The following is an 11,781-nucleotide window of genomic DNA, read 5'->3' on the forward strand; positions in this document are numbered from 1 at the left end:
GACCGGCGGGGCGCCGCCGCGCCGCCGGCCCAGGCCATGGACCACGCCGCAATGGGGCACCGCGCCGCCGGCCACGCCGCCGTGGGCCACGGTCCGCAGCCGGCGACGCAAGGCGGCGCGCACGGGCCCGGCACGCCGGCCACCACCACCGCGGGCGGGATGGAGGCGCACGCCGCCCTCGGCCACGGGACAAAGGTGGACACCGTCGCCCACGACACCGGCGCGCCGCCCGGCGCCAAGGTGCTGTCCTACCGCGACCTGCGCCCGCTGCGCGCCGACCCGGAGTGGCGCCCCTACGACCGCATGATCGAGGTGCGCCTCACCGGCAACATGGAGCGCTACATCTGGTCGATGAACGGCAACGAGTTCTGGCGGGCGCAGCCGATCGTGGCGCGCTACGGCGAGCGGCTGCGCATCCGCTTCATCAACGAGACCATGATGAACCACCCCATGCACATGCACGGCATGTGGATGGTGCCCGACCTCGGCCACGGCGCCTTCAACCCGCGCAAGCACGTGGTGAACATCAAGCCGGCCACGGTGCAGGAGGTGGACGTCATCGTGGACGCGGAGGGCGACTGGGCCTTCCACTGCCACCTGCTCTACCACATGGAATCCGGCATGATGCGGCTCTTCCGGGTAGAGGGCGGCCCGTCGACGGCCGGGACGGCGCCGACGCGGCGCCAAGCCGCCACCGCCACCGCGACCGCCGCGCCCGTCGCGCACAATCACTGAGCCGGGCGGATCGCGGGATGACGACCGGACGATTCGGGATCGCGGCGTCGGCGTTCGCGCTCGCCGCCGCCGCGTTCTCCTCCGCGGCTTCGGCGCAGCACCCCGTCGGGCACGCCCCGGCTGCAGAGGCCACGGTCGGCGGCCCCGCGGCCCCGGGCGTGCGCGCGCCCACGACGGAGGCGGTCGGGCAGCACGCCGGCCACTCGCCGATCTACTTCGGCGCGGTGCTGTTCGACCAGAACGAGCTGCGCAGCACCGGCCGCGGACACCCGATCTACGCCTTGGAAGGCTCCGCCTTCTACGGCACGGACTACCACCGCGTCTGGTTCAACACGCGCGTCGAGACCAACCGCGACCGGGGCGGGCTGGAGCGGGCGGAACTCCAGGCGCTCTACTCCCGCCTGGTCGCCTACTACTGGGACGTCCAGGCGGGCGTGCGGCACGACTTCCGCATCGACCCGCGCGAGGGCACGCCGGCGCGCACCTACGGCATGGTGGCGCTGCAAGGCCTGGCGCCGGGGTTCTTCGAGGTGCAGCTGCAGGCCTTCTTCGGCGAGGGCGGCGTCGCCCTCGCCCGCGCCGCGGCCTCCTACGACATCCTGATCACCAACCGCTTGGTGCTGCAGCCCGAGTTCGAGTTCAATTTCTCGTCCGGCTGGGACCGCGACGCGCTGATCGCGCCCGGCCTGTACCGGACGGAGATCGGGCTGCGGCTGCGCTACGAGATCACCCGCGAGTTCGCGCCCTACATCGGCTACTCCTTCGAGAGCCTCACCGGCGGCGCCACCGGCCTCACCCGCCGTCTCGGCGAGAAGCCGTCGCAGTCCACCGTCGTCGCCGGCATCCGGATCTTCTTCTGAGGGGAGCGCCATGCCGCGGCGCTCCCGGCGCGGTGTGGCCGCCTGGTCCCGCTGGAGCGGTGGGCCGCGCGCGACGCGCGCGAGCAGCGAACGCGCTTCGGCACCGTCGTGTCCGACGCGACGGACGGACGCATCCCCGCCGCGCGCGGGCGTGACAAAAGATTGCCGCGACCGGGACGGCCCTAGCGAATCCAATGCCTTGGAGAACCGCGCGGCGCGGTGCCCCGCGCGCGGCCGATCGTGTCGTTGTTCCGACATTGCGGCGTCCCCAAAGCTATCTCCACCACACCGCACGCTCCACGCCGTCGGCCGACGCTCTTGGCCGCCGGCGCGCACCGCGGAATGGCGACCGAGGACGAGGAGACACTCGCATGCACCCGCGTAGAAAACTGGCCGTCATCGTGGCCATTGCCGGCCTGGTCGGCACCGGCGGCGCGCTCGCGCAGCCGACATTGAGCACGCCGGGCGGCGGCACCGGCAACGCCGACATGGATCACAGCCGCATGGGCGGCGGCGCCCAAGGCCAACGCTCCACCGGTCCGGCGCCGACCTTGAACAACCCCAGCGGCGGCACCGGCAACGCCGACATGGACCACAGCCGCATGGGCGGCGGCCAAGGCGCAGGCAGCCCGGCGGGCGGGCGCATCACCGGCAACTCCGGCGAGGGCGGCCCGGAGGTCCAGCACGGCCACGCGCCGGTCCCGGAAACGCGTCCGGAAACGCGCCCGGGGCAGCGACGGTAGGCGATGCCGGCGGTAGTCGTCGGACGTGGTGCGTCGTGCCGGGGTTCGGCGACCGGCGGGGGCGGCGCGCCCACGCGCGCCGCTGTCGTCCTCTGTTCGGCGGTGTTCGTCCTGGCGGCCTGCGCGCGGGCGCCGGGCGGGCTCGAGCGGGCGACCGCGCCCGCGCACGCGACCGGCGACGTCCCGATCGCCGGTCCCGTCGTCGTCGGCGGCGCCGAAGCCCACGGGGGCCATGCCGGCCATGCGCAGGGGCGCGCCGCCGTGCGACCGCGAACCCGTTGAGCCGCGGGTGTCGTCCCGGACCGCGTCCCCGCTGCCCGTTCTGGTTCTGGCGGCGATGGCCCTCGCCGGTTGCGTCGGGGGCGGCGGCTTCGATCCGCGCGCCGGACCACCGGATGCCGTGCTCGAAGCGCCCGGCGACGCGCCGCGTCTCGCGGCCTGCCTGCTGGCCGCCTACGCGGGCGATCCCTTCCGCTTCCGGGTCGCGGAAGACGACGCGGGCGTCCGCATCACCGCGTTCGGCGCGCCGTCCGGCCGCGACCCCCGCCGGTCGAGGCCGAGGTTCTCGATCGAGGTCGGCCAGGCACGACAAGACCTGGTCCGCGTGACGCTGCGCAACGCCTGGACGCTGCTGGGCCCAGGGGCGGAGGTCGAGCGGCTGCGGACGCGCGTCGCCGGGTGCGGGCCGCGCGGAGCCGCGGCGAACATGTCGAAGTGTTGCCAGCGCCGCTCCGGAGCGCCCGGCCGCTTGCCGCGGGTCGAGCGCGTGGCCCATTCCTGATTCGATTCGCAACTGAGGTGACCATGTCCGATCTTTCCCGCCGCGGGTTCGGCCTCGCCGGCGCCGTCCTCGCCCTCGGCATCGCCGCGGCGGCCCCGGCGGCGGCGCACTCCGGCCTGCACGCCTCCGAACCCGCAGACGGCGCCGTGCTCCGCGCCCCGCCGCCGGCCGTCGCGCTCGCCTTCATGGAGCCGGTGCGGGTGACGAGCCTGCGGCTGCTGGACGAGGCGGGGCGCGAGCGGCCGCTGCGCCGAGAGGGCGAGCGCACCGCCGCGACCCGCGAAGTCCGCGCCGCGGTGCAGGGCGCGCTGCCGCCGGGCGCCTACAGGGTCGAGTGGCGCGGCGCCTCGGCCGACGGCCACGTGGGCGGTGGCGCCGTGGGCTTCCGGATCGTCGAACCGGCGCCGCGGTGATCCTCGCCGCCTTGCAGACGGGCGAGGCGGGGTACGCCGGCGCCGCGGTGGCGCTGCGCGCCGCCTACTACGCCGGCAGCCTGGGCGGGGCGGGCCTCGCCTTCTTCGCGCTGCTGTTCGGCGCCCGGCAGGAGGCGGTGGACGCGGCGCGGGTCCGGCGCTGGGCGGCGGGCGCCGCGCTGCTCGGCATCGGCGCCGGCGTCGGTGCGCTGGCGGCGCAGGTAGGGGTGCTGACGGGCGGCGAGACGCTCCTGGACGCCGACATCTGGGGCGTGGCGGTCGCGTCCCGGGCGGGCATTTCCTACGCCCTCGGCGGGGCCGGGCTGCTCCTGGTGGCCCTGCTCGCTTTCGGGCGGCGCTGGGCGGTCCCGGCCGCGCTGGGCGGCCTGCTGGCCTGCGCCAGCTACGCGGCCGTCGGCCACACCACCATGCTCGCGCCGCGGCCGGCGCTCGCGGCCCTGCTGACGGTCCACCTCGCGGTCGTCGCCTTCTGGATCGGCGGCCTGCCGCCGCTCGCCTGGGCTTCGCGCCGGGAGGGGCCCGCCGCGGCGCGGCTGGTGGAGGGTTGGGCCCGCGTCGCCGCCCTGGCCGTGCCGGTGCTGGTCGCGGCCGGGCTGCTCCTCGCTTGGCGCATCCTGGGCGGCGCGCGGCAGCTCTTCGCCTCCTGGTACGGCTGGGCGTTGCTGGCGAAGGTGATGCTCGTCGGCGCCCTGCTCGGCTTCGCCGCCTGGCACCGCTACCGCCTGACGCCGGCGCTGGCCGCCGGGGCGCCTGGGGCGGGGAGTCGGCTTTCCCGCTCCGTCACGGCCGAGGCGGTCGTGGCCTTGCTGGTGCTCTACGCGGTCGCCGAGATGGTCTCGACCTCGCCCGAGGATCTCGCCCACCGTCGTACGGGCTGATCCGGACTTCACGTCTCCAAAGCCCTGATTTCTGCCAGATGTCGCCCTCGCCCGTAGCGGGCGCGCCGCGCCCGTCCTGACCATGCCGGAGGGTGCGTGCGCCCCGCTTAGAGCGGCGTAGGACAAGGACAGAGCAGCGACGGCAACGGCAACGGCAACGGCAACGGCAACGGCAACGGCCAAGAAGCGCGGGTATCCGCTCATAGGCCACCCACCATTTCGCGGGACTTACAAGGCCTCAGTCCGCCATTAGGCAGAAAAATTCGAACGATCGCGCTGAGGAATTCAGCGCAGGGCGTCGTCGCGGTTCTGTGATGTTAAACCACGACGAAATGCCGAATTTGCGCGTTTTCGTCCTTTCGTCAGAAGTTAGCCTTTTCTAGCATCCCACCCGCCCCCCGAACCCCGGAGGGTCCGCCGGCAACCGCAAGTTGTCAGGGACCGCAACGATGACCGGGACTTTTACATGCCTGGGACCACAGTCTCGTTTGTGTCCGGCCTTTGTGCGTTTCCAGACGAGGCGCCTTCCGGCTACGTTCTGGCTGAGTCGGCTTGGGGCGAGGCGGTGCGGGCGCGGGAAGGCATCAGCGAGAGCGACCTCGGCAAGGCCGTCGCCGCCGGCGTCCAGGTGCGGCGCGTCGTGGTCGTCGAGGTGGCCGCCACTGCTGAACTCGCCCCGTTCCTGCTCCTCTCGGACAGGCCGGGCTGGCACCACATCGCGCTCCGCCGGTACGAAGGCCCAAAATCCTGGGGCGACTACCGCATCCTCCGGCGCGTCCTCGCGGGCTTCGGCTACCGCGGCATGCTGCGCGTCGTCCCGCAGGGCCACCCCTTCTTGTCGCGCATCGGCATCGAGTAGTCGCCCCCGCCTGACCGGGGCCGCCCGATGATCCCGGGCGGCGGCCCCATCGTGATGGTCGTCCATGGTGCCGTCGGGCCGGTGCTGGCGGTGACGCCGTGATGGTGGCCGCTCACTCCGCCTCGCCGCAGCCGCGCGACATCGCCGCCGCCCGCCGGGCCGCGATGCTGAAGCGCCTCTTGGGCGAACTCATCGGGGGCCTGGTGGCGCGGGACGGCCTCACGGACGTGGAGGCCAACAGCGACGGATCCGTGTGGGCCGCCCTCCTCGGCAGGCCGAAGGAGCGCGTCGGCTCCATCGCCCCGCAGGACGCGGAGAAGCTCATCTACGCGGTGGCCAAGGCCGCGAAGGAGGAGGTGGGCCGCCACAAGCCCGCCCTCGCCGCGGAGCTGGAGAGCGAGGCCGGCGACGGCACGGTGGTGCTGCGCTTCCAGGGCTTCCTCCCGCCCGTCTCCCGCGGGCCGTGCTTCATCGTCCGCAAGCCGCCCTCCGCCGTCTACGCGCTCGAAGACTACGTGGCGCAGGGGGTGATGCGGCCGGCGCAGCGCGAGCGGCTCGAGCTCGCGGTGGAGCGGCGCGAAAACGTCCTCATCTGCGGCGGCACCGGCGGCGGCAAGACCACCTTGATGAACGCCCTGCTGCGAAGCGTGGCGGCGCTCACCCCCGGGGACCGCGTGCTGTGCAGCGAGCGCACCCGCGAACTCCAGTGCCCGGTGCCGAACGCGGAGTACCTCCGCACCGGCGAGGGCTACACCACGCAGCAAAGCCTGCAGGACATCCTCCGCGCGAACCCCGACCGGATCATGGTCGGAGAGGTGCGCGGCGCGGAGGCGATGGACATGCTCATGGCCTGGAACACGGGCCACGACGGCGGCTTCTGCACGATCCACGCCAAGACATCCGCCCCCACCCCGCGCGCGGCCCTCATCAGGCTTGAGCAAGCCGCGTCGCTGGCCACCTCCATGCCGCTCCACCGGATCATCGGCGAGACGGTGGACCTCGTGGTGTGCATCCAGAAGAGCGCAGCCAATAAGGCGGGGCGGATGGTCTCCCACATCGCCGCCGTGAAGGGGTGGAGCGGCGCCGACTACGACATCCAACTGGAGGCACCGCCTTGACCGAGAGAACCTTTCGCCGCGCTGCGGCCGCGGCGGCGGCCGTGGCGGCGCTCGCGCTGCTGCTGGCGCCGGACGCGGCGCACGCCACCACCAGCGCCGGCCTCCCCTGGAGCTCCGGCATGAACACCCTCAGCACGGAGGCGCGCGGCGGCCTCGCCTTCATCTTCGTGGTGATGGGCTGCGTCGGCGGGCTGACCGAGTACCTCAACAACGGCCAGCTCTCCATGCTGCTGATGATCCTCGGGCGCGCCGGCATGGTGATCGGCGCGCTGGGGGGCATCGTCACCTTCGCCAGCCTCTTCGGCATGACGGCGGCGATCGTCTGACCGTGCGCGACGATGCGGCACAGGGGCGGATCGTCCGCTCCATCAACCAAGCCCTCACCCGGCCGGAGACGGTGGCCGGGGCGGAGAAGAAGCCGCTCGGCTTCGTGGTGGCGGGCGGCGTAATGTTCGCGTTCTTCACCTGGCTCTACCACAGCCCGCCCTCGCTCTTCGCCAGCGCGTTCCTGCTCTTCGTGGGCGTCCCGCAACTGCGCCGCATCGCCAAAGCCGACCCGCAGATGTTCGCGGTGTTCGCCGCCAACTGGTTTCTCCGGGCCTACTACGCGGCCCGCGCCGCGGCCCAAGACGCAGCGAAGGCGTGAGGCGCCGGTGAAGCTCGCATCCTTCATCCCCAAGGGGGCCGGCACCGCCTCGCTCTGCCCCTGGCAGCACGCCATGGGAGGCGAACCCGGCTCGCCCTCCTTCGTCACCGCCGGCGACGGGCGGATCATCGCGGGCTACTACGCGAGCCCGCCCGACGCCGCGTCGTCCTCGCCGGCGGAGCGGGAGGACACGGCCGCGGTGACGAACGCGGCCACCATGAATTTCGGCACCGGCACCGCGTGGTGGAACGACGTGGCGGTGGTGCCGGCCGCCGCCTACCCGGGGCCAGAGCTTTCGCACTTCCCCGACCCGATCTCCCGCATGGTGGACGAGGAGCGCCGCCGACAGTTCATGCTGGAGGGGGCGCATTTCGAGAATGAGCGCGCCTTCGTCGTGTGCTTCACCCCGTCCGCCGCCGCCGCCAGCCGCTTCGGGCAGATGATGTACCGCCGGCGCGGGCGCGATGACGACAACAGCCCGCAGGCTCTCGCGCTGCGCGCCTTCGAGCTCATGCTGCACCGCTTCGAGACCCGCGCCGGCGCCGCGCTCGGCCTGCGCCGGATGGCCTCCTACCGCCACACGGACATCATGGGGCGGGAGCACCGGCGTGACGAGCTGGTGAACTACCTGCACTATTGCCTGACCGGGAAGGCGCTGGAGCTCAACATCCCCGACGCCGCCATGCCGCTTTCCGGCGTGATCGGCGGCGCGGACTTCGAGCCCGGCCACACCCCGATCGTGGGCGACAGCTACGTGGCCTGCGTCGCCATCAACGGCTTCCCCGCGGAGGCGTGGCCCGGGATCCTCGACAGCGTCTCCACCTTGCAACTGCCGGGCGGCTACCGCTTCACGCAGCGCGCCATCCCCCGCGACGAGGTGGAGGCGGTGAAGGACATCGACGCGAAGCGGAAGTTCTGGCGACAGCGGCAGACCCCGTTCTTCGGCACGATCCTCGGACTGGGCGGCGGCTCCACAAACGCCGACGCGGTGAGGATGCACGCGCAGTGCGAAACCTCGCTCGCCCTGTCCAAGAGCAACCACGTCAAGCACCTCTGGTACTCCGCCACGGTGGTGCTGCGCTCGCGCGACCACCGCGAGCTGCACGGCATGGCCAAGGCGGTGGAGCAGGCCGTCGGCCGCTGCGGCTTCGGATCCCAGGTGGAGACGGAGAACGCGCCGGATTGCTTCCTCGGGACGCTCCCCGGGAACGTGGTCAACAACGTGCGCAAGCCGATGATCCACACCTTCAACGCCGCGGACCTCGCCCCGTCCTCCGGCGTCTGGACCGGCTCGCCCGTCAACCCGAACCCGCTCTACCCGCCCGGCTCGCCCGCGCTCATGCACGCGAGCACGGAGGGAGGGATCCCCTTCCGGTGGAACAACTGCGTCGGGGACAACGGCAACTTCGGGTTCTTCGGCCCTCCGGGCAGCGGCAAGACGACGCTCCTCAACGTCGCCTGCAAGCAGTTCCTCCGCTACCGCGGGGCCCGGGTGCGCTCCATCGACTTCAAGAGGGGCATGAAGGCGTCGTGCCTCGCCACCGGCGGGGCCTACCACGAGCTCGGCGCCGACCACAGCCCGGCGTTCTGCCCGTTCGAGCACCTGAAGACGGGCGCCGACCGGGCGCGGGCCCAGGAGTGGGCGGAAACCGTCTTCCACCTCCAGCACGGCAAGTCGCCTTCCCCCGACCAGCGCGCGGCCATCCACGGGATGGTCGAGATGCTGAAAACGGAGCCCGTCCGCTCCATCACCAACGCGCTCATGTTTTGCCACGACGCGGAGGTGGCGGCGGCCCTCGAGTTCTACGCCCTGGAGACGGGCCCCGGCGGGCGCCTGTTCGACGCGGAGAGCAGCGACGCGGCGGACACCCACTGGGACGCCTACGACATCACCGACATCCTCGGCTCCGGCGACAAGATCCTGCTCCCGGCCCTCATGTGCCTGGAGGACAGGTTCGACCGGATCGAGGACGGCCGCCCCATCCTCGAGACGATAGACGAGGCTTGGGCAGCCGTGGCGCACCCGCGCTGGCGCCCCCGGATCCGCCAGCGGTGGAAGACGAAGCGCAGCAAGGTGGTGTCCATCGGGATCGCCACGCAGAACCTCGCGGACATCGTCAACCGCGAGGCCGGCGACGGCGGGCTCCTCTCCATCCTGCTCGAGAGCGTGCCGACGCGCATCTACGGCGCGAACCCGGAAGCCCAGCTGGGCGGCACCGACGACGAGAAGGGCCCGGCCGATTTCTACAAGGCGTTCGGCGTCCGCCGGCAGGGCCGCGAGGTGATCCGCACGCTCGAGAAGGCCCGGGAATACTTCATCACCAGCCCGGAGGGGCGCCGCGCCGTCAACTTCGGCTTCGGGCCAGCCGCGCTCGCCTTCGCCGCCGCCACCGGCGAGGAGGAGGTGCGCCGCGTCGATGAGTACGTGGCCCGCTACGGCGACGACTGGAAGTGGCGTTGGCTCGAGAGGAAGGGGGTTGACCATGCGGCGCTTCTTCGCGGTTAGCCTCACCGCGGCGCTGGCGTGCACGCCGGTTTCGCCGCCGCGCCCGGCCCGTGCGCAGCTCGCCACCGTCTGCGTCAACTGCGCGGACAGGATCCAACAGCTCATCGGCCACGCGAAGGATCTGGAGCACCTCGCGGAGACGATCACCATGCGCGTGAACCAAGCGCAGATGCTCCAGAACCAGATCACCAACATGATCTCGCTCCCGGGCGCGATCTGGCACCAGATCGAAGGCAACTTCACCGCGACGCAAAACCTGTTCAGCCAGGGCATGCACCTGCGGAACAGCATCGGCTTCGCCAGCTCTCAGCTCAACAGCTACCGGGGTCTGCTCGGTCAGGTCATCAACATGAAGGACCAGTACGGCCGCTGGAGCGAGCAGGCCAACGACAACGTGGCCGCGTCCCTCCGCGGCTTCGGCCTCATGCGCGACCAGATGGCCGGCGACCGCGCCGTGGTGGACGTGATCCGCGCCCGCTCCTCCGGGGCGGAGGGCATGAAGCAGGCCCTGCAGGCGAACGTCGAAATGGGCGGCGCGATGGTGAACGAGCTGCACCGGCTCCGCGAGATCGCGCTGGAGGACGCCCGCCAGCACGCCAACGCCTTGGCCATTGAGGCGGAGCGCCGCGCCACCGAGGAGGCGTCGGACACGCAGTTCTACGGCACCCCGCCCCAGCCCGAAGCCGGCAACAAGAGGTATTGAGAATGCTCGCCAAGGTCATCGTGGTGGTGCTCGCGCTCGCCGGCGTCGGCGGGATCGGCGGCGGATCGGCCTACGTCGCCTACCGCCAGGGCGTGGAGGACGCGCGCGGGCTCTGTGTCCTCACCGCGTCCGAGATGGCGGCGCAGGTGGCTGCCGCCATGCCGAAGCCCGAGGGCAACGGCGATTTCTTCCGCGGCCCGCAGCAGCCCACCCGCGGCAACCGGCGCTATTGACGTGGAGCGGATCCGCCCGGCGCCGCTCTGGACCGTCCTCGCCCTCTACGCGGCCTCCGTGGCGCTCGCCGCGGCCCCGGCGCACGCGCAGGTGGTGGCGGGGATGGTCAACAGCATCCCCGACGCCTTCCAGAACGCCAGCGCCATGGAGCCGGCGCTCCGGACGGTGGCGCTCCAGCTCTTCGGCTTCCTGGTGGTGATGGAGCTCGCCTTCGCGCTCGGCATGCTCTGGATGGACGGGCAGGCCAGCACGCCCAACATCCTCGCGCTCTTCGTCAAGCAGGGCGTGCTCATCGGCCTGTTCGCCCTGTTCATCGAAGCGGGCCCTACGATCTGCCGCGAGATCTTCTTGTGGATGGTCCGCAATGCCAACGCGGCCGTCGCCGCCATGGGCGGCAGCGTGAACATGAGCCCCGGCGACATCATCGGCATCGGGGCGAACATGGTGCAGGTGATCTGGGACTCCATGAGCTGGAGCCCGAAGTCGCTGGTGCTCCTGCTCTGCGGCGCCATCGTCATCTGGACCTTCGCGGAGATCGTGGGGGAGATCATCCTCGTGACGATCCGCGGCTACCTGTTCGCCGCGTGGTCCGCCTTGATGATGGGCTTCGGCGGCAGCGCCTTCACCCGCGAAATCGCCATCGGCCAGCTCCGCCTCGCCTTCGCCATCGGCACGCAGCGGTTCATCCTCCAGTGCATCGTCGGCGTCGGAGAGATGCTGATGAACGGGTGGGCCGCGCAGATGCGCGCCGGCGCCATCGACTACCCGAAGTGCATCGGCATGGTGGCGGTGTCGCTGGTGCTCTGGCGGCTCGCCAAGACGCTGCCCAGCGAGGCCCACAGCCTCATCACCGGCGCCGCCACCGGCATGACGCGCGCCAGCCTCGCCGGCGCCGTGCGCGACGGGATTATGTCCGCCGCCAAGGCCGGAGTGGGCACCGCCGCGATGGGCGGCGGGATCGGCGCGGCCTTCGACCAGGCCAAGGCGCAGCTCGAGGCCACCTCCGGCAAGGGCGGCTCCGGCGGCGGCTCCAGCTACCCGGGCAGCAGCTTGGGCGGGCAGATCGCCAACGGCGCGAAGCTCGCCGCCATGACGGCGCGGAACATGGGCGAAGCCTACGCCTCCGACGTGGGCCGCCGCCTGTCCGGCGCCCCGGGCGCCTCCGCCGGCTTCCTCGGCGCCCGCATAGCCCGCCATTCCGGCGGTGCCGCCGCCTCCACCCGCGGCGACACCGCGGCGAGGAACGCCGCGCGCGCCGCCGAACCCGCCTACGACCCGTGAGGA

14 protein-coding genes are annotated in these 11,781 nt (G+C 72.2%); all 14 read left to right on the top strand.

Annotated elements, in window-relative coordinates; genetic code table 11:
- Positions 1-735, top strand: a 735-nt coding sequence (locus ABD067_RS16895) for a multicopper oxidase domain-containing protein (protein WP_343896527.1), incomplete at its 5' end; no start/stop codon positions are given.
- A gap of 17 nt (positions 736-752) precedes the next feature.
- The gene (locus ABD067_RS16900) at positions 753-1,595 is read left to right on the top strand and encodes a copper resistance protein B (RefSeq protein WP_343896528.1); all 843 of its coding nucleotides are present in this window, start codon (positions 753-755) and stop codon (positions 1,593-1,595) included.
- Positions 1,596-1,966: 371 nt separating this feature from the next.
- Positions 1,967-2,338 (top strand): hypothetical protein, encoded by a 372-nt coding sequence (locus ABD067_RS16905; RefSeq protein WP_343896529.1) that lies wholly within the window; start codon positions 1,967-1,969, stop codon positions 2,336-2,338.
- Positions 2,339-2,627: 289 nt separating this feature from the next.
- On the top strand, positions 2,628-3,119 hold the full coding sequence (locus ABD067_RS16910; RefSeq protein ID WP_343896530.1) for a hypothetical protein: 492 nt from the start codon (positions 2,628-2,630) through the stop codon (positions 3,117-3,119).
- Positions 3,120-3,142: 23 nt separating this feature from the next.
- Positions 3,143-3,532, top strand: coding sequence for a copper resistance CopC family protein (locus ABD067_RS16915; RefSeq protein ID WP_343896531.1), 390 nt, complete (start codon positions 3,143-3,145; stop codon positions 3,530-3,532).
- Positions 3,529-4,431, top strand: coding sequence for a copper resistance D family protein (locus ABD067_RS16920; protein ID WP_343896532.1), 903 nt, complete (start codon positions 3,529-3,531; stop codon positions 4,429-4,431). The genes ABD067_RS16915 and ABD067_RS16920 overlap by 4 nt, the downstream gene beginning before the upstream one ends.
- Positions 4,432-4,897: 466 nt before the next feature.
- Positions 4,898-5,290 carry a hypothetical protein gene (locus ABD067_RS16925; protein WP_343896533.1) on the top strand — a complete coding sequence of 131 codons (393 nt, stop codon included), beginning with the start codon at positions 4,898-4,900 and terminating at the stop codon, positions 5,288-5,290.
- A gap of 101 nt (positions 5,291-5,391) precedes the next feature.
- Positions 5,392-6,408 (top strand): ATPase, T2SS/T4P/T4SS family, encoded by a 1,017-nt coding sequence (locus ABD067_RS16930; protein ID WP_343896534.1) that lies wholly within the window; start codon positions 5,392-5,394, stop codon positions 6,406-6,408.
- Complete coding sequence (locus ABD067_RS16935) at positions 6,405-6,734, top strand: hypothetical protein (protein ID WP_343896535.1); 330 nt, start codon at positions 6,405-6,407, stop codon at positions 6,732-6,734. Before ABD067_RS16930 ends, ABD067_RS16935 begins: the two co-directional genes overlap by 4 nt.
- Before the next feature lie 2 nt (positions 6,735-6,736).
- Positions 6,737-7,054 (top strand): VirB3 family type IV secretion system protein, encoded by a 318-nt coding sequence (locus ABD067_RS16940; RefSeq protein ID WP_343896536.1) that lies wholly within the window; start codon positions 6,737-6,739, stop codon positions 7,052-7,054.
- A gap of 7 nt (positions 7,055-7,061) precedes the next feature.
- Positions 7,062-9,560 (top strand): hypothetical protein, encoded by a 2,499-nt coding sequence (locus tag ABD067_RS16945; RefSeq protein ID WP_343896537.1) that lies wholly within the window; start codon positions 7,062-7,064, stop codon positions 9,558-9,560.
- Positions 9,538-10,263, top strand: a complete 726-nt coding sequence (trbJ, locus tag ABD067_RS16950; RefSeq protein WP_343896538.1) for a P-type conjugative transfer protein TrbJ — start codon at positions 9,538-9,540, stop codon at positions 10,261-10,263. The genes ABD067_RS16945 and trbJ overlap by 23 nt, the downstream gene beginning before the upstream one ends.
- Positions 10,264-10,265: 2 nt before the next feature.
- Positions 10,266-10,496, top strand: a complete 231-nt coding sequence (locus ABD067_RS16955) for a hypothetical protein (protein WP_343896539.1) — start codon at positions 10,266-10,268, stop codon at positions 10,494-10,496.
- A 1-nt stretch (position 10,497) separates the two neighbouring features.
- Positions 10,498-11,778: a type IV secretion system protein gene (locus tag ABD067_RS16960; protein WP_343896540.1), complete on the top strand. Its 1,281-nt coding sequence runs from the start codon at positions 10,498-10,500 to the stop codon at positions 11,776-11,778.
- Positions 11,779-11,781 lie beyond the last annotated feature (3 nt).

This window comes from Craurococcus roseus (assembly GCF_039523795.1).
In the GTDB taxonomy this organism is placed as follows: Bacteria; Pseudomonadota; Alphaproteobacteria; order Acetobacterales; family Acetobacteraceae; genus Craurococcus; species Craurococcus roseus.